This window comes from Pedococcus cremeus (assembly GCF_900111375.1).
Classification (GTDB): Bacteria; Actinomycetota; Actinomycetes; order Actinomycetales; family Dermatophilaceae; genus Pedococcus_A; species Pedococcus_A cremeus.
This window is the reverse complement of the sequence record NZ_FOHB01000004.1, coordinates 108,464-124,507: the sequence shown is the minus strand read 5'-3', so window position 1 is coordinate 124,507 and position 16,044 is coordinate 108,464. Positions and strand designations below refer to the sequence as shown.

The 16,044-nt window shown below is 72.4% G+C and carries 16 protein-coding genes and 1 pseudogene; 9 read left to right on the top strand and 8 right to left on the bottom strand.

What is annotated here, in order from left to right:
* Positions 1 to 143: 143 nt before the first annotated feature.
* Positions 144 to 869 carry a class I SAM-dependent methyltransferase gene (locus tag BMW78_RS09075; RefSeq protein WP_091758530.1) on the top strand — a complete coding sequence of 242 codons (726 nt, stop codon included), beginning with the start codon at positions 144 to 146 and terminating at the stop codon, positions 867 to 869.
* A 9-nt stretch (positions 870 to 878) separates the two neighbouring features.
* On the opposite strand, the gene BMW78_RS09070 is transcribed toward BMW78_RS09075, so the two are convergent.
* The 3 genes from BMW78_RS09070 to BMW78_RS09060 are packed head-to-tail and all read right to left on the bottom strand — an operon-like array spanning position 879 to position 2,145.
* On the bottom strand, positions 879 to 1,118 hold the full coding sequence (locus tag BMW78_RS09070) for a hypothetical protein (RefSeq protein WP_218144294.1): 240 nt from the start codon (positions 1,116 to 1,118) through the stop codon (positions 879 to 881).
* On the bottom strand, positions 1,115 to 1,867 hold the full coding sequence (locus tag BMW78_RS09065) for a sigma-70 family RNA polymerase sigma factor (protein WP_143056195.1): 753 nt from the start codon (positions 1,865 to 1,867) through the stop codon (positions 1,115 to 1,117). Before BMW78_RS09065 ends, BMW78_RS09070 begins: the two co-directional genes overlap by 4 nt.
* A 5-nt stretch (positions 1,868 to 1,872) precedes the next feature.
* Entirely contained in the window at positions 1,873 to 2,145 is a 273-nt protein-coding gene (locus BMW78_RS09060; protein ID WP_091758528.1) for a hypothetical protein, read from the bottom strand.
* 188 nt (positions 2,146 to 2,333) lie between these two features.
* Here BMW78_RS09060 and BMW78_RS09055 point away from each other — a divergent pair, with 188 nt between their 5' ends.
* The gene (locus BMW78_RS09055; protein WP_091758526.1) at positions 2,334 to 2,783 is read left to right on the top strand and encodes a hypothetical protein; all 450 of its coding nucleotides are present in this window, start codon (positions 2,334 to 2,336) and stop codon (positions 2,781 to 2,783) included.
* A 12-nt stretch (positions 2,784 to 2,795) separates the two neighbouring features.
* On the opposite strand, the gene BMW78_RS09050 is transcribed toward BMW78_RS09055, so the two are convergent.
* From BMW78_RS09050 to BMW78_RS09040, 3 genes are read right to left on the bottom strand one after another with little or no spacing between them, the layout of a single operon-like run.
* The gene (locus tag BMW78_RS09050) at positions 2,796 to 3,875 is read right to left on the bottom strand and encodes an ABC transporter ATP-binding protein (protein ID WP_091758524.1); all 1,080 of its coding nucleotides are present in this window, start codon (positions 3,873 to 3,875) and stop codon (positions 2,796 to 2,798) included.
* Positions 3,872 to 5,470 carry an ABC transporter permease gene (locus BMW78_RS09045; protein ID WP_091758522.1) on the bottom strand — a complete coding sequence of 533 codons (1,599 nt, stop codon included), beginning with the start codon at positions 5,468 to 5,470 and terminating at the stop codon, positions 3,872 to 3,874. Before BMW78_RS09045 ends, BMW78_RS09050 begins: the two co-directional genes overlap by 4 nt.
* Positions 5,471 to 6,502, bottom strand: coding sequence for an iron ABC transporter substrate-binding protein (locus BMW78_RS09040; protein ID WP_091758520.1), 1,032 nt, complete (start codon positions 6,500 to 6,502; stop codon positions 5,471 to 5,473).
* A 323-nt stretch (positions 6,503 to 6,825) separates the two neighbouring features.
* Here BMW78_RS09040 and BMW78_RS21180 point away from each other — a divergent pair.
* Positions 6,826 to 7,641 (top strand): annotated as a pseudogene (locus BMW78_RS21180) (AMP-binding protein); the annotation flags it as partial.
* Positions 7,642 to 9,267: 1,626 nt separating this feature from the next.
* Here BMW78_RS21180 and BMW78_RS09030 read toward each other — a convergent pair.
* A complete protein-coding gene (locus BMW78_RS09030; protein ID WP_091758518.1) occupies positions 9,268 to 9,900 on the bottom strand; it encodes a trimeric intracellular cation channel family protein in 633 nt (210 codons plus the stop codon).
* A gap of 89 nt (positions 9,901 to 9,989) precedes the next feature.
* Here BMW78_RS09030 and BMW78_RS09025 point away from each other — a divergent pair, with 89 nt between their 5' ends.
* Positions 9,990 to 10,346 (top strand): hypothetical protein, encoded by a 357-nt coding sequence (locus tag BMW78_RS09025; protein WP_143056194.1) that lies wholly within the window; start codon positions 9,990 to 9,992, stop codon positions 10,344 to 10,346.
* A complete protein-coding gene (locus BMW78_RS09020; RefSeq protein ID WP_091758514.1) occupies positions 10,343 to 11,002 on the top strand; it encodes a class I SAM-dependent methyltransferase in 660 nt (219 codons plus the stop codon). Before BMW78_RS09025 ends, BMW78_RS09020 begins: the two co-directional genes overlap by 4 nt.
* On the opposite strand, the gene BMW78_RS09015 is transcribed toward BMW78_RS09020, so the two are convergent.
* Complete coding sequence (locus BMW78_RS09015; RefSeq protein WP_177180326.1) at positions 10,960 to 11,574, bottom strand: class I SAM-dependent methyltransferase; 615 nt, start codon at positions 11,572 to 11,574, stop codon at positions 10,960 to 10,962. The two genes, BMW78_RS09020 and BMW78_RS09015, sit on opposite strands and share 43 nt — an antisense overlap.
* 145 nt (positions 11,575 to 11,719) lie before the next feature.
* Between BMW78_RS09015 and folE the strand changes: the two genes are divergently transcribed.
* From folE to BMW78_RS08995, 4 genes are read left to right on the top strand one after another with little or no spacing between them, the layout of a single operon-like run.
* On the top strand, positions 11,720 to 12,376 hold the full coding sequence (gene folE / locus BMW78_RS09010) for a GTP cyclohydrolase I (protein ID WP_091758510.1): 657 nt from the start codon (positions 11,720 to 11,722) through the stop codon (positions 12,374 to 12,376).
* A 25-nt stretch (positions 12,377 to 12,401) separates the two neighbouring features.
* Positions 12,402 to 13,646 carry an NAD(P)/FAD-dependent oxidoreductase gene (locus BMW78_RS09005; RefSeq protein WP_091758508.1) on the top strand — a complete coding sequence of 415 codons (1,245 nt, stop codon included), beginning with the start codon at positions 12,402 to 12,404 and terminating at the stop codon, positions 13,644 to 13,646.
* Positions 13,643 to 15,511 carry a glycoside hydrolase family 15 protein gene (locus BMW78_RS09000; RefSeq protein WP_091758506.1) on the top strand — a complete coding sequence of 623 codons (1,869 nt, stop codon included), beginning with the start codon at positions 13,643 to 13,645 and terminating at the stop codon, positions 15,509 to 15,511. Before BMW78_RS09005 ends, BMW78_RS09000 begins: the two co-directional genes overlap by 4 nt.
* Entirely contained in the window at positions 15,508 to 15,987 is a 480-nt protein-coding gene (locus BMW78_RS08995) for a hypothetical protein (protein ID WP_091758504.1), read from the top strand. The genes BMW78_RS09000 and BMW78_RS08995 overlap by 4 nt, the downstream gene beginning before the upstream one ends.
* Positions 15,988 to 16,044 lie beyond the last annotated feature (57 nt).

The window sequence follows — 16,044 nt, the reverse complement described above, 5'->3', positions numbered from 1 at the left end:
CAGGTGCGAGCCAATCGCCCATCGCGCGCACGGGTCTCACGCGGTCGACGCCATGCCAATTGCATGGCACGGCATGGCATGGCAGACCGTGCCGCGCCCTTCACCGGCATACGCTTGCTGGCCCGGACGAGCAGAGGAGAGCCGTGCGCATCACCACGTACGAGGACCTGATGCTGCTGCTGGACGGGCTCTACGCAGGCGGTGCCGACCGCTCGAGCCACGACGCGGCGCCCTTCTGGGACAGCCTGTTGCAGCAGCAGGACCACCCGCTCCACACCGACCGCCCCGACGCGGCCCTGTTGACGTGGCAGGAGGAGGGTCTGTTGGGCGCCGAGCGCGACGCCGACGGGCGCCGGGCGCTCGACGTCGGGTGCGGGCTCGGGCGCAACAGCCGTTGGCTGGCAGCGCAGGGGTTCACCGTCACCGGGGTGGACATCGCGCCGTATGCCGTGGCCGAGGCCACGCGCCGCTCCGCCGGCCTCACAGCCGAGTACCTCGTGCTGGACTTCGTCAGGGAGCAGGTGCCGGGGGCGCCGTTCGACCTCGTCTACGACTCCGGCTGCTTCCACCACCTGGCCCCGCACCGTCGGATCTCCTACATGGAGGCGTTGCGCGAGTGCCTCGCCCCGGGTGGGTTGTTCGGCATCTGCACCTTCACGGCCGGGCAGATGGGCACGACCGCGTCCGACGAGGAGCTGCTGCTCCAGCGGGGTCTCGAGGGTGGCATCGCCTACACGCTCGACGAGCTGCGCGAGATGTTCTCCTGGCTCGAGCCGGTCGACTCACGGCAGATGCCGGCGCCCCACGACCACGGCCATGAGGTGTTCTCGCACGACTTCCTCCAGGTGGCGCTCTTCCGCCGCGGCTGAGCCGCGGGGTCAGGCGCCCTGCGTGTCCTCCTCGACCAGCTGGCGCAGCGCCGCGGCCTCGTCGGCGCAGGCGGCGCACCCGTCGAGGTGGCGGCTCATGGCGGGGTCGGTGTCGGAGCCGGCCAGGAGCGCCTCGACGTGGGTGTCGAGCCGCTCGAAGCACTCCTCGCACGACAGGAACGGCGTGGTGTCGAGCAGCAGCGCCTCCACCGCGCGGGGCGGGATCGGCTGGCGCGCAGAGGTGTTCACGGTTCACCTGCCTGGGTCGAGGACGAGTCGGAGGTGGAGGTGGAGGGGATCGAGGTGTCGGCGGTCGAGCCGGTGGGGGTCGAGCTGGCGGGCGAGGTGGCAGCGGGCAGGTAGCCCTGGGCGGCCAGCTCCGACCGGAGGCGGCCGCGCACGTCGTGCAGGGTCTTGTAGAGGGCTCCGCGGGTCGTTCCGAGCCGGTCGGCGAGCACGTCGATGGGGATGGTGTCGACGAGCAGGGCGACCGCGACCCGGCGCTGGTGCGGTGTGAGCACCCGGCGCATCGCATCGGCGACGGCGTGGGCCAGGTCGCTCGCCTCCGCCTGCTGCGCGGGGTCGTCCGTCGCAGGGGCCGGCACGTCGAGGTCGCGCAGCTCGAGGTCGCGGTGGTGCCACTGCATCCGCCGGACGTCGCTGCCGGCCTGCACGATCGCGAACTTGTAGGCCCACGTCGTGAACCGGCTGCGGCCCTCGAAGGTGTCGAGCTTGCCCAGCAGGGCGACCATCGCCTCGTCGGCGGCCTGGTTGGCCACGACGTCGAGCGTCGCCGCTGAGGCGTCGGGCAGGGCGTCACGCAGGCGCCACACCTGGTGGCGAGCGGCCCGCACCATCAGCGCGTGCAGCTGCCCGAGGGCATGGTCTCGTTTCGGCCCAGAGGTGCTGAGCGCCGTCACCCAGTCGAACGGTTCGGCCCCGACCGCGTGGCAGGCCGGTCCCGGAGGTGCGGCTTCCTCGAAGCGGGTCGGTCTCATCGCGGTCACCCGACCTCGTCCGGGGGCGACAGGGGATCGTCGAGCGGCGAGAGGATCTGGGCCGCGAGCTCGGGTGGGCACCCGCGGTCGACGAGCTGGAGGAGCGCGTGCAGGTCGGTCCGCTGCCCGGCCAGGCGCTCCGCCAGCTCGGGCGGGAAGCCGTACTCGAGGAGCCGGCACCGTCGCCAGCCCCGGACGTCGACGGGTGGTCCCCCCGACAGGCAGGGAGGCCGTGTCCGTGGGACTGCTGGGGTGGAGGAGGGCTGTTTCGTCGTCATACCCACTCTGCTGCGCCACACCGCCTCGGTCTTACCGACGCACCGCAACGAGGCAGAGCACGAAGCCGTCGCGGTAAGGCGCACGGCCCTTGCTGCCACTGACACGGTGTCAGCCTCCCACCCGGCCAGCCGGCGCGTCTGCCGTTCCGGGACCGAGGGGAGGGCCCAGCTCCACCCAGGAGGACCTCATGGCCACCACCCTCAGCAGCACACGGTCAGGCTCGCGTCCACGGCTGCGCCGCGACGCGGCATACCAGGCGTTCCTGCTGCTGCGCACCGCCTTCGTCGTCGCCCCCGTGGTCTTCGGGGTCGACAAGTTCACCAACTTGCTCACCGACTGGGTGCGCTACCTCGCACCCTCCATCGCCCACCTGTCGCCGTTCACCCCGACGACGACCATGTATGCCGTGGGCGTGGTCGAGATCGTCGCCGGCGTCGTCGTCGCCCTCCACCCGCGCCTGGGCGGCGCCGTGGTCGCGCTGTGGCTCGCCGGCATCGTGCTCAACCTGCTGCTGCTCGGCACCTACTACGACGTCGCGCTGCGTGACGTCGGCCTGCTGCTCGGGGCGGTGGCCCTCCAGCGCCTGAGTACCCGCTTCGACGCGCGTCCGGCCCTGTGGCCGCTGCGGAAGCAGTGAGGAGGAGCGCCCCTACGCCCCGTGCTCCGCGAGGGTGGTCGTGGGTTCGAGCGTGAGGATGTGGGCCTCGCCCATGACGTGGACGGCGACGGTGTCGCCCACGGACGGGGTGGCACCACCCGGCACCCGGGCGCGCAGCTGCAACGCCTCACCGGTGGGCGCGTGGAGTGGACGCAGCTCGACGAGGGCGTCGTGACCGAAGTACTCGGTGCGGGTGACGAGCGCGAGCGGCGCCGTGGGCGTCGGGTCGGACAGGTGCAGCTGCTCCGGTCGGATCACCACCTCGCAGGCTCCCGAACCCGTCGCGGCGGAGACCGGCAGGGTGCCGAGCGCGCACGTGACGGCTCCGTCGACCAGGCTCCCCGGGAGGAAGCACGCCTCGCCCAGCGAGGTGGCCGAGCGCCGGTCGGCGGGGGTCCGGTAGACCACCGGCGGCGCGCCGACCTGGGTGAAGCGACCGGCGTGCATGATCGCGACCTGGTCGGCGAACGACAGCGCCTCGGCCTGGTCGTGGGTCACCAGGACGACCGTCGCGTTCTCGTGGCGCAGCGCTGCGGCCACCGCGTCGCGCGTCGCGACCCGCAGCTCGGGGTCGAGCGCCGAGAACGGCTCGTCGAGGAGCACGATGCCCGGGCGGCGGGCCAGGGCGCGCGCCAGGGCGACGCGCTGCTGCTGGCCTCCCGAGAGCTGGTCGGGGCGACGGGTGGCGAAGTCGGCGGGCAGCCCCACCAGCTCGAGGAGCTCACCGACCCGGGCGCGGTCCTTGCGCTCACGGCGCGGCAGGCCGTAGGTGATGTTGCCGGCGAGGTCGAGGTGCGGGAAGAGGTTGCCCTCCTGCGCGACGTAGCCGAAGCCGCGGCGCTCAGGCGGCACCCACGTGTCGGGACCGGCGACCAGCTCGTCGCCGAGGCGGACCTCGCCGGCCTCCGGTCGCATGAACCCGGCGATGACGCGCAGGAGCGTCGTCTTCCCGCAGCCGGACGGGCCGAGGACGGCTGTGGTCGTGCCCGCGGGCACGGTGAGGTCGACGTCCTTCAGGACGGGGGTGCGCGGGTGTGACGCGCGGATGCCGGTGAGCTGGAGGGTCCTCATGTGAGTGGCTCCTCGTGGTTGCCGCGGAGCAGCACGTACGTCAGCGGGGCGGACAGGACGACCAGCGCCGCGGCATACGGCGCGGCGGCCGCGTAGTCGAGCGCGGCGCTCGCGTCCCAGAAGGCGGTGGCGAGGGTCCGGGTCCCGGTGGGTGCGAGCAGGAGGGTGGCCGTGAGCTCGGTCGTCACGGCGATGAAGACGAGAGCCGAACCGGCCAGCGTGCCGCGGAGCATGAGCGGCAGCTGCACCCGCACGAACGCGCGCACCGGGCTGTCGCCGAGCGCTCGGGCGGCGTCGCCCAGCTCGGGCGGGACCGCCGCGATGGCGGCGCGGGTGGCCACCATGGCCCGGGGGATGAACAGGATCACGTAGGCGAGCACCAGGGCGAAGACCGTCTGGTACAGAGGTCGGGCGTAGGTGATGGTCAGGGTGATCAGGGCCAGGGCGACGACGACGCCCGGCAGGGAGGCCGCGAGGTAGGTGACCCGCTCGAGGAGGACGGCGACCCACGACCGGCTGCGGGCGACGAGCCACGCGGCCGGAAGGGTGGCGATGGTGGTGAGGAGGGCTGCGACCAGGCCCAGCCCGAGCGTCGACCAGAGGGCCGGGCCGAGGTCGGTGGGCTCCATGGCCTGGTCGGAGCGCGAGAGCCAGGTGCCGATGCTCCACGCGGGCACCCCGAGCGCGAGGACGGTCAGGGCGAGCACACCGAGGAGGGCCAGCGGCGTGGCCCGCCCGAGCCTGGCACGGGGCGCGCGACGAGCGGTGCCCGAGCCGAGGCGCACGTGCCGGGTGCGCCCACGGGCCAGCAGCTCGAGCGTGAGCAGGGTGGTGGCCAGGCCGATCAGGATGGTCGCGAGGACGCTGCCCGAGCGGCTGTCGAAGGCCACCTCGAACTGGTCGAGGATCGCCGTGGTGAAGGTCGGGAACCGGAGCATCTCGAGCGCACCGTACTCCGCGAGCAGGTGCAGCGAGACCAGCAGCACCCCGCCGAGCAGGGCCGGTCGCACCTGGGTGAGGCCGACTCGCAGCGCGGTGCGCCACGGCCCGTGGCCGAGGGCGCGCGAGGCCTCCTCCAGGCCGGGGTCGACGGTGCGGAGCAGGGCGGCCACGGGCAGGAAGACGAAGGGGAAGTACGACAGCGTGGTGACGATGACCGCGCCGGCGAGGCCCTCCAGGCCGGGCACGAGGGCCGACCAGGCGAAGCTGTTGACGAAGGCCGGCACCGCCAGCGGCGCGACGAAGGCCACCCGCCAGAACGACGCGCCGGGCAGGGCCGTGCGCTCGACCAGCCAGGCGGCACCGACGCCGATCACGGTCGAGAGCACGCCGGTGAGCACGACGAGGGAGACGGAGTTGCGCAGCAGCTCGCCGACCCGCGGTCGCCAGACCAGGGCCAGCGCCTCGCCAACCCCGGACTCGAGCGCCTTGGCGACGACCACCACGAGGGGCAGCACGCACAGCAGCGCGACCGCGATGGCCGCAACCCGGAGCCAGGGCGAGGAGCCGGAGCCGCCGGAGGGGGCGGGCCGGGACGCCGGAGACGGTGCCGGCCCCACCGGGGTCGGCACCGTCCTGGTCGGCGTGGCGGTCACCTAGAGGAGCCCCGCCTGGGTCATCAGCTCGATGACCTTGGGGCCGTTCAAGGTGAACGGGTCGATCTTCGGCGCCTCGAGGGACGCGAGCGGCGGCAGCGCCGCGTCGGACTGGGCGCCCTTGCCGACGGCATACTCCTTGACCTTGGTCGTCCGGAGGATGTCCTGGCCCGCCTTGCTGGTGACGAAGGCGAGGAACTTCTGGGCGTCGGCCGCGTGCTTGCTGCTCTTGAGGACGCCGCCGCCGGAGAGGCTGACGAACGCGCCCGGGTCCTCGTTCTTGAAGTAGTGCAGCTTGGTGTTGCCGCTGCTCGCCTTGTCGAGGGACTGGTCGCGGTACCAGTAGTAGTGGTAGATCACGCCCATCGCGGACTGGCCGGCGTTGACGGCCTTCATCGTGGCGATGTTGTTCTGGTAGACCTTCGCGTTCGACTTCAGCGCCTTCAGCCACGCCTCCGTCTTCTGCTCGCCCTCCTGGGCCAGCGCGGCGGAGACGATCGCCTGGAAGTCGGCGCCGCCGGCGGCCGCGCCCCACTTGCCGGCGTACTTAGGGTCGGCGAGGTCCATGAGCGAGGCGGGCAGCTCGGCCTCGGAGATCTTCGACGGGTTGTAGACCAGCACCGTCGAGCGGGCGGCGATGCCGACCCAGTCCTTCGAGGACGGGACGTACTGCGGCTCCACCTGCGCGACCGTGGCCGGGTCGACCGGGGCGAGGAGCCCGGCGCGCTGCACGGTCGTCATCGCGGGGGAGTTCTCGGTGAGGAAGACGTCGGCGGGCGAGCTGGCGCCCTCCTCGACGAGCTGTGCGCCCATGGAGGAGTCGTTGCCGTAGCGGACCTGCACCTTGATGCCGGTCTCGTTCTGGAACTTCTGGCCCCACGCCTCGGTGAGGTTCTTGTGCTGGGCGCTGTAGATCGTCAGCTTCGAGCTGTCGAGGTCGCCGGACGCCTCGAGACTTCCGCTCCCGCAGGCGGCCAGGCCCAGCGTGGCGGCGGCCAGGGCCGCGGCGAGGGCGGTGATGCGGTGTCTCACGGAAGCGTCTCCAGCGGTGGTCGGCGGGGGCGGTGGTCGGGGGTGCTGCGCGGACTGCGGCGGCGCTCGGCCGTAGGCAAGGCTTGCCTTAGTCCGGGAGGAAGCGTAACCGAGGAGGCGGCCTCGGTCCCAACCCGGGGGTGGGTTTGCGTTAGGTGTGCCTAACCTTATTTACTGCCGCCGTGACCTTGACCCCCGACCTCGTCGCCGCGACGCGGACGCTGCCGTGGGTCACCGGCCTCGAGCGACACGGTGACCGCGTCGCGCTGCACACGCCCGACGGCCCGGTGACGTATGCCGCGCTCGCCGACCGCGTCGAGGCGATGGCTGCCGGCCTCGCCGGCACGCGACGACTGGTCCACGTCGAGGGCGGGAACGGCGCCGACACCGTCGCCGCCCTGCTCGGCGCCCATGCGGCCGGGCACGTCGTCCTCCTCAGCGCCCCGGGGCCGGCGCGGGCGCTGAGGGAGGCCTACGCGCCCGACGTCGTCATCGACTCGCGCGGCCGGGTCGAGGTCCGCCGCGAGGAGCCGGCCCACGACCTGCACCCCGAGCTCGCCCTCCTGCTCAGCACGAGCGGCTCGACCGGCGCCGCCAAGCTCGTGCGGCTGTCGGCCGAGAACCTCGCCGCCAACGCCCAGCAGATCCGCGACGCGCTCGGCGTGCGGGCCGACGACTGCGCCGCCCTCACCCTGCCCCTCACCTACTGCTACGGCCTGTCGGTGCTCACGACCCACCTCTCGGTCGGCGCCGGGGTCATGCTCACCGACGCATCGGTCGTCGACGAGTGCTTCTGGCGGGCCGCCGCTGCCGCCGGGGTGACCACCTTCCCGGGGGTCCCGCACACCTTCGAGCTCCTCGAGCGCAGCGGCTTCGCCGACCGCGAGCTGCCCTCCCTGCGCTACGTCACCCAGGCGGGCGGCCGGATGGACCCCGAGCGGGTATGCCGCTTCGCCGAGATCGGTCGCCGGCGCGGGTTCGACCTCGTGGTCATGTACGGCCAGTCGGAGGCCACCGCCCGGATGACCACCCTCCCGGCCCACCTCGCGGCGGAGCACCCCGACACCGTCGGGGTCCCGGTGCCCGGAGGTGAGGTCGAGCTCGTCGACGGCGAGGTCGTCTACCGCGGCCCCAACGTGATGCTGGGCTACGCCCACGACCCCGGCGACCTCGCCCTCGGGCGGACGGTCGACGAGCTGCACACCGGGGACCTCGGTGAGCTCACGCCCGACGGACTGCTGAGGATCACCGGTCGACGCTCCCGGTTCGTCAAGGTGCTCGGCCACCGGGTCGACCTCGACGTCCTCGAGCGCCGGCTGCACCACGACGGCCTCGACGTCCGCTGCGCCGGCCGCGACGGCCTGCTCGCGGTCGCGTCCGTGGGCGCACTGCCGGCGCCGCGGCGAGAAGCCCTGCGCCGAGCGGTGATCCAGCGCAGCGGGGTGCCGCGTGACGCGGTTCGCGTCGTGGCGGTGGACGAGTTCCCGCTGCTGGAGAACGGCAAGCCGGACCACGCGTCGCTCCTGGCCCTGGCAGACCGGGGAGCCGGCGGCCTGGCGGACCGAGGAGCCGCGGGCCGGGCGGTGAGGCCGGCCGCCACGGCCGGATCGGTCTACGCCGAGGTCCTCGGGGTCGAGGTCCAGCCCGACTCGACGTTCGTCGGCCTCGGGGGCGACTCGCTGTCCTACGTCGAGGCCTCGATCCTGTTGGAGGCCCTGCTCGGGCAGCTCCCCCCGAGCTGGCACCTGACCCCGGTGGCCGACCTCGAGCGCATGGCGGCCGCCACCGGCCCGGTGACTTCACCCGAGAACCGTTCTGTCGCAACGGGCTCCGCGCGCCCTTGGACGTGGGGCCGCGTGCGTCGGCTCCGGTGGCAGGCCATGGAGTCCAGCATCTGGCTCAGGGCGCTCGCGATCGTCCTCATCGTCGGCACGCACGCGCACCTCTTCACCCTCCAGGGCACGGCGAACGCGCTGCTGGTCATCGCCGGCTACCAGCTCGCCCGGTTCCAGCTCGCTGGCCCCGACCCGTCGGAGCGGTCGCGCAGGATCCTCTCGGCAGCCTCGCGGGTGGCTGCGCCGGCCCTGGCCGTGATCGTGACCGCACACCTGCTCGGCGGCTACTACGAGACCCGCAACCTGTTCCTGGCCAACTGGGTGTTCGGCGACGCGAGGCTCGGCCCGCCCTGGCGGTTCTGGTTCGTCGAGGCCGTCATCCTGGCCCTCGTCGTGGTCGCGGTGCTGACCCGGTCGCGGTTGGTTGCGTGGCTCGACCACCGCCATCCCTTCGGGCTCCCACTCGTGCTGGCCGGCGCGGCATACCTCCTCTTCCGCGTGCCGTGGCTTCCCCTGCCCGTGCCGCGCATGCAGGGGTCGGCGCTCGTGGTGCTGCACCTGTTCCTGCTCGGCTGGGCACTGGCGCGGGCCGTCACGGTCCGGCAGCGCGTGCTCGCGTCGCTGGTCGTGGTCGGGATGGTCGGCACCTTCTCGTGGAACCACGCGCGCGACGGCCTGACCATCGCGGTCGTCCTCGTGATGCTGTGGTTCCCGGTGACCCGGGTGCCGTCGTTCCTCGTGCCGGTGGTGCGCGTGCTCGCGGCGGCGTCGCTCTACATCTACGTCATCCACTGGCAGGCGCTCGAGGTGCTCTGGGGCCACCCCGTGGCGGCCTTCGTGGGGTCGCTGGCGCTGGGGGTCGGCTACTGGTGGCTGTGGTCGCGGCCCGTCACCACGGCGTGGCGCGCGATCACCCGCCGTGAGTCGCGCTCAGTCGTGCCGGGCGCCGGGTGGTCGTGGGGCGTTGAGCCGGTACCGCAGCCCCACGACGCGGATGGTGAAGCACAGCCCGGCCGCGGCGATGGCGGCGACGGTGCCGTAGACCCCCGCCTTCTCAGTCACGACGACCACGGTGGCGGCAACCAGGGCAGGGATGGCGTAGAGCTCGCTGCGCAAGATCACCGGGACGCGGGCGATCAACATGTCGCGGAGCGTCCCTCCGCCCACCGCGGTGATCGTGCCCAGGATGGCCGCCTGGGCGGCGCCGACACCGAAGTCCATCGCCTTGCTCGCCCCCGTCACCGCGAAGAGGCTCAGGCCGGCCGCGTCCAGCAGGAGGATCGGCGCGTTCAACCGGCTCAGTGACCGGCTGAAGGCGAAGGCGACCAAGCTTCCCACCGCCGCCACCAGGAGGTACCGCCAGTCGCTGAACGTCGCGGGCGGCAGCGAGTCGATCAGGATGTCGCGGATGATGCCGCCGCCGAGGGCCGTGACCATCCCTAGGGTGACGACGCCGACGACGTCGAGCTTGGCCACCTTGACCGCCGTCAGGGCGCCGTTCAGCGCGAACGCGAACGTGCCGGCCAGGTCGAGGCCCAGCAGCAGTGGCGACTCGGTGACCACCTCCCATGTCTACCCCTACGGGCGCCCCTCGGCACGATGATCGAACCGAGGACCGGTGGCGCCGGGTGGGCCGGCCCTACACTCCGTCCATGGGGGAGAAGGCAGTCGTTCGAGGCTGGTTGGCCGTCGGTGCAGGAGCGGTTGTCGCGCAGGAGTGGCTGACGACGTACCCGGAAGCCGGCCCCGGGCCACACCTGCTGTGGGGATTCGTGTCGCTGCTCCTGCTCTACCGCATCTACCGCCGCAGCGAGCTCGCGCGTCGTGTCTTCGTCGTCGTGGCCGTCATCGGTGCGGTGCTGGCGATGTCGGGCATCCCGGACGAGCCGAGCCGTCTCGCGCCGCTGGCGCTCGCCTACGTCGTGCAGGCGCTCGCGGTGACCCGAGGCCCCGTGCGTGGCTGGACCCGGCGCAAGATGGTGCCTGTTGCCACGGCGGTCGGCGCATGAACGCCCCGCAGACGGACGAGGCCGTCCGGGTCGCCTACGACGAGGTGGCGAACACGTATGCCGACCGCTTCCGGACGACCGAACCCGAGCTGCCGCCCGAGCTGGCGATGGTCGAGCACTTCGCCTCGCTGCTGACCGGTGACCGGCGGGTGCTGGACGCCGGCTGTGGGGCCGGGCGGATGCTGCCGCTCCTGGCCGAGCTCGGCTGCGTGGCCGAGGGGGTCGACCTCTCCCCGGAGATGGTGCGACGCGCGCGAGCGGACCACCCGGAGTTCGCGACGCAGGTCGCCTCGATCACCGACCTGCCGTTCGACGACGCGTCCTTCGACGGCGTCTTCTCGTGGTACTCGACGATTCACGGGGACGACGCGGCGCTGACCTCCGCGATGTCCGAGTTCCGTCGGGTCCTTCGTCCGGGCGGCGTGGTGCTGGTCGCCTTCCAGTCGGGAACCGGCGTCCAGGACGTCTCGCAGGCCTACCGTCGGCACGGCCACGACGTCGTGCTGGTGCGCTACCGGCGAAGCGTCGACCAGGTCGCGGGAGCCTTGCGGGCAGTCGGCCTCGGTGAGGTCGCCCGGCTCGAACGGCAGGCAGCCGCCCACGAGCGCGACGCTCAGGCCGTGGTCGTGGCCACTTCCACTCTCGCCCACTGGTAGTGGCCGCCGTCGTCGAACCAGTCCCAGGTGGCGAAGTCGACGACCTCTCCGAGGTTCGCCAGCTCGCCGCGCAGCTCGTCGTCCGACCGGTGCTTGAAGAACCGGCCGTCGGGCTTCACCCACTCGCGGTTCGACGTGTGCCCCCAGACGCCGATCTCCACGAGGCCACCGGGACGGACCACACGTCGCAGCTCGGCCAGGGCCCTCGCCAAGGCGTTCCCCGGCAGGTGCATCAGGGTGCTCATGGACCAGGCGGCGTCGAACCGGTCCGCCTCGAACGGAAGTGCAGTGGCGCTCCCTTGAGCCGCCACGAGGCCCAGCTCACGGCATACGGTCACGGCCTCGCGAGAGGCGTCGACACCGACGTACTCGAACCCACCGTCCGCGATGAGGGTGCCGTCGCGGCCTGCGCCGCAACCGACCTCGAGCACCGATCGGATGCCGCGCTCGCGACAGTGTGCGAGGAACGCCGTGACCCGGTCCGTCCGCTCGTCACCGAGTGGTCGAGACGCCCGGTCGCGCATCTCAGCGTCGTAGAACTGCTGCAGCTGGGCGGAGACGTCTGAGGACATCCGCTCAGGGTAGGTCTCTCTCGGGAACTCGGTAAGACTCGCGCGCCCCGGGCCCTCTAACACCGTGTCAGCCTCCCCCTGCCGCCCGGCCACCGCCGGACGCAGCGTCGCCGAGGACCGAACGCGAACCGAGGAGAGACCCACAATGGTGACCACCTCCATCAGCGGCACCGCCGCGGCCGCCGGCGCCGAGCCCGCACACCCGCTCGAGAAGGCGGCGCGCGGCATACGAGCAGGCAGGCCGAGGCCGCACCGCGCTCCGGAGACAGCCGTCTCGGGCGCTCGGTTGCTCCTCAGCGGTCTGGGCATCGACCTCGAGGGCGAGTCACTGCGCCGCACACCCGAGCGGATGGCTGCCGCACTGGCCGAGCTGCTCACTCCTCGGCCCTTCGAGCTGACGACGTTCCCGAACGACGGCGGCTACGACGAGCTCATCGTCGCCCGCGGCATACCCATGCGGTCGCTGTGCGAGCACCACATGCTGCCCTTCGTCGGCACGGCCCACATCGGCTACCTGCCGGGTGAGCGCATCCTGGGCCTCTCCAAGCTCGCGCGGGTGCTGGAGCACTTCTCGCACCGGCCGCAGGTCCAGGAGCGACTCACCACACAGGTCGCCGGCTGGCTGCAGGAGCAGCTCGAGCCCGCAGGCGTCGGCGTCGTCATCGAGGCCGAGCACCTGTGCATGACGCTTCGCGGTGTCCAGGCCCCGGGCACCACCACGATCACGTCCAGCCTGCTGGGAACGTTGCGCGACGACGGCCGTTCCCACGCAGAGTTCCTCGCTCTCACCTACCGACGCTGACAGGCCAAGGGACTCAGGAGATCTCATGAGTGCGAACGATGTGGTGATCGTCGGAGCCGGCCTCGCCGGCGCGAAGACGGCCGAGGCGCTGAGGGCGGGCGGGTACGGCGGCGGGATCGTGCTGGTCGGGGAGGAGCGCCACCTGCCCTACGAGCGGCCCGCCCTGTCGAAGGAGGGCCTCATCGACGGCCCGGTCGGCGAGAAGGTCCAGGTCCACCCCGAGGGCTGGTACGCCGAGCACGACGTGGACCTCATCACGGACTGCCCGGTCACCGACGTCGACGTGCGGGCCCACCGGGTCTCCCTCACGGGCTCGGCATCCCTCCGCTACGAGTCCCTGGTGCTCACCACCGGCGCGGCGCCACGACGGCTCCGCGTGGAGGGCTCAGACCTCGGAGGTGTCCACCACCTGCGCACCGTCGAGGACAGCACTGCGCTGTATGCCGCGCTGGCGGGGGCTCCGCGCACCGTCGTCATCGGCGGTGGCTGGATCGGGCTGGAGGTCGCCGCCGCGGCGAGGTCGCGGGGTGCGGAGGTCACCGTGCTCGAGCAGGCGCCGGTGCCGATGGAGCGCGTGCTGGGCACCCGGATGGCGGACGTGCTGCTCAGGGCGCACCGCGACCGGGGCGTCGACGTACGCGGCGGTGTGGAGGTCAGAGCCCTGCTGCCGCAGGGTCACGGCCGCGTCGCCGCAGTGCTGCTCGGCGACGGCACCGTGCTCGCGGCCGACGTCGTCGTCGTCGGCATCGGCGCCCAGCCCCGCACGGAGCTGGCCCAGCGCTCGGGGCTCGAGGTGTCCAACGGCATCGTGGTCGACGCCGGCCTGCGCAGCTCGGCTCCGGACGTCTACGCGGCCGGTGACACGGCCAACGCCTGGCACCCGACGCTGGGTCGTCACCTGCGTGTCGAGCACTGGGACAACGCGCTCCACCAGCCCGAGACCGTGGCCGCGTCCATCCTCGGCGTGGACGCGCCGTACGACCGGCTGCCCTACTTCTTCAGCGACCAGTACGACCTCGGCCTCGAGTACACGGGATGGGTGGATCCCACGGTGGCGCATGATGTTGTGGTGCGCGGTGACGAGGCCTCCGGCCGGTTCATGGCCTTCTGGCTCAGGGACGGGCGGGTGGCGGCCGGCATGGGCGTGAACGAGTGGGGCCAGATGGACGCAGTGCAGGACCTCATCCGCTCCGGCTCCCTCGTCGACCTCTCGCTCCTGGCCGACCCCGACGTGCCGCTGCCCGACCTGGACGCCTCGGTACGGACATGAGGAACGACGGCGCCCCGGCTGCCGAAGGCCGGTCGCGGGCCGGCGGACAGGCTTCTGCAGTCCCGGCGCCCCGCCGCGAGGGTGGGTTCCTGCCGCTGCGCAGCTACGCGGCACTGGGTGACGGCCGCAGCATCGCCCTCGTGGCGGAGGACGGCGCCATCGACTGGCTCGCCTGGCCCAACCTCGACTCGGACGCGTTTCTCGCCGCGCTGCTCGACCCTGGTCGGGGCGGGTCCTTCACGGTGGCGCCGGTGGAGGCGTACACGGTGCACCGTCGCTACCTGCCGGGCACCGACGTGCTGGAAACTGTGTTCCACACGGCGTCGGGTTCGGTCCGTGTGCTCGACGCCCTCACCTTCAAAGGGCGCCGGCTGGGACCGATGCGTGAGCTCCAGCGCCGCGTGGAGGGAGTGACGGGCAGCGTCTCCATGGCCTGGTCGGTGGACGTGCGGTTCGGCTTCGGCCAGCGGCGGGTACGGCTTGGCCGCAGGGCTGGCGTGCCGGTCGCCACCGCAGGGGCCGAGGCCGTCGCCGTGCTCCCGGTCAACGCCGGTATGCCGTCGACGGTGGACGGGCGCATCTGTGGCGCCTTCACGACCACGGCCGGGTCCCGCAGCGTGGTTGCGCTGTGCGGCGCATTCGGGGAGCCGCTGGTGCTGCCCACGGCCGCCGACCTGGAGGAACGGTTCGACTTCACCGTCGAGGAGTGGCGCCGGTGGTCCGGCACACTGGCGTGTCACGGGCCGTGGGACGACAGTGTGCTTCGCAGCGCCTTGGTCCTGAAGTCACTGATCTTCAGCCCATCGGGCGCGGTGGCGGCAGCGGCGACCACCTCGTTGCCGGAGCTGATCGGGGGAGCGCGGAACTGGGACTACCGCTACTCCTGGGTCCGGGACGCCGCCTTCACGTTGGGGACGTTGTTGCGGCTGGGTTGTACGCCGGAGGCCGAGGCGTACTTCTGGTGGTTGCTGCAGGCCACTCAGCTCACCCACCCACGGCTGCAACCGCTCTACCGCCTCGACGGGGGCCCGCGGGCCCGCGAACGGGTGCTGCCGGTGCAGGGGTACCGGGACTCTCGACCGGTCCGGGTCGGCAACGCCGCCGCGACCCAGCTGCAGCTCGACTCCTACGGCGAGCTGATGGACTGTGTGTGGCTGCACGTGCAGGCCGGAGGCACGCTCGATCCCGACATCGGACGTCGCCTGGCGCAGGTCGCCGAGCTGGTCGCCGACAGGTGGCGCGAGCCTGACGCGGGCATCTGGGAGGTGCGGAGTGCCCCACGGCACTTCACCCACTCCACGATGATGTGTTGGGTGGCCCTGGACCGGGCCGACCGCATGGCCTCTCTTGGGCTGCTCCCGAGCGGCCGGCAGAGTCACTGGCGAACCGAGGCAGCGGCGTGTGCCGCTTTCGTCGAGCAGCGCTGCTACTCGGCACGTGTCGGCAGCTACACCCGGTCGGCCGGCAGCGACGACCTCGACGCCAGCGTGCTGCTCGGGCTGCTGGCCGGCTACGGCGACAGCACGTCCGAGCGGTGGCGCGCCACCGTGGCCGCCATCCGCCGAGGCCTGGGGCGCGGAGACCTCCTTCAGCGCTACACCGGCGAGGACGGCCTGGCCGGTGGCGAGGGTGCCTTCGTCGCCTGCGCGTTCTGGCTGGCCCAGGCGCTGGCGCGCACCGGCCAAGTGGCGGAGGCGGCCGCCCTCGTGGACCGGCTCGTGGCTCTCACCAACGACGTCGGTCTGCTGGCGGAGGAGATCGACCCCGAGACCGGGGACTTCCTCGGCAACCTGCCCCAGGGACTGAGCCACCTGGCCCTCATCAGCGCCGCCGCCGAGGTCTCGGCCCTGCTCGATGCACCATGACCGTCCTCCAGACCGTGGCCGGCGGCCTCGTGGGCACCGTGGTCCTCACCTCTGTGCTGCGCGCGGCCACGGAGCTGCACCTCACGCGCATCGACCTGCCCTTCCTGCTCGGCACGGCGGTGACCGCCGACCGCACGAGAGCCAAGGCGCTGGGCTATGCGCTCCACCTGCTCTTCGGTGAGCTGTTCGCCCTGGTCTACCTCGCGCTGTTCGCGGCGGTGGGCCGCCACGACTGGTGGCTCGGGGCCCTGTTCGGGGCCGGGCACGGCGTCTTCGCGGGCACCGCCCTCATCAACGTGCTGCTGCCGCTCGTCCACCCGCGGATGGGCAACGACGTCAGCGACGCAACGGAGGTCGCCCTCATGGAGGCTCCAGGCTTCCTGGGCCGGAACTACGGGCCGCAGACCGCGACCGTTGGTCTGGCCGCCCACGTCCTGTTCGGCGTCACGGTCGCTCTCTTCCTCGGGCCAGGCTGACCAGGTCGCCGTCGTGATCCGTTGCCGAGCGAGGTGAGAGCCACCCCTGCTGGCACC

Bases quoted from the DNA above. Each gene is read 5' to 3' on its own strand.
- BMW78_RS09055 (WP_091758526.1), top strand. From the start codon at position 2,334: ATGGCCACCACCCTCAGCAGCACACGGTCAGGCTCGCGTCCACGGCTG.
- BMW78_RS09025 (WP_143056194.1), top strand. From the start codon at position 9,990: ATGGGGGAGAAGGCAGTCGTTCGAGGCTGGTTGGCCGTCGGTGCAGGA.
- BMW78_RS09020 (WP_091758514.1), top strand. From the start codon at position 10,343: ATGAACGCCCCGCAGACGGACGAGGCCGTCCGGGTCGCCTACGACGAG.
- BMW78_RS09015 (WP_177180326.1), bottom strand. From the start codon at position 11,574: ATGTCCTCAGACGTCTCCGCCCAGCTGCAGCAGTTCTACGACGCTGAG.
- BMW78_RS09050 (WP_091758524.1), bottom strand. From the start codon at position 3,875: ATGAGGACCCTCCAGCTCACCGGCATCCGCGCGTCACACCCGCGCACC.
- BMW78_RS08995 (WP_091758504.1), top strand. From the start codon at position 15,508: ATGACCGTCCTCCAGACCGTGGCCGGCGGCCTCGTGGGCACCGTGGTC.
- BMW78_RS09060 (WP_091758528.1), bottom strand. From the start codon at position 2,145: ATGACGACGAAACAGCCCTCCTCCACCCCAGCAGTCCCACGGACACGG.
- BMW78_RS09005 (WP_091758508.1), top strand. From the start codon at position 12,402: ATGAGTGCGAACGATGTGGTGATCGTCGGAGCCGGCCTCGCCGGCGCG.
- folE (WP_091758510.1), top strand. From the start codon at position 11,720: ATGGTGACCACCTCCATCAGCGGCACCGCCGCGGCCGCCGGCGCCGAG.
- BMW78_RS09065 (WP_143056195.1), bottom strand. From the start codon at position 1,867: ATGAGACCGACCCGCTTCGAGGAAGCCGCACCTCCGGGACCGGCCTGC.
- BMW78_RS09000 (WP_091758506.1), top strand. From the start codon at position 13,643: ATGAGGAACGACGGCGCCCCGGCTGCCGAAGGCCGGTCGCGGGCCGGC.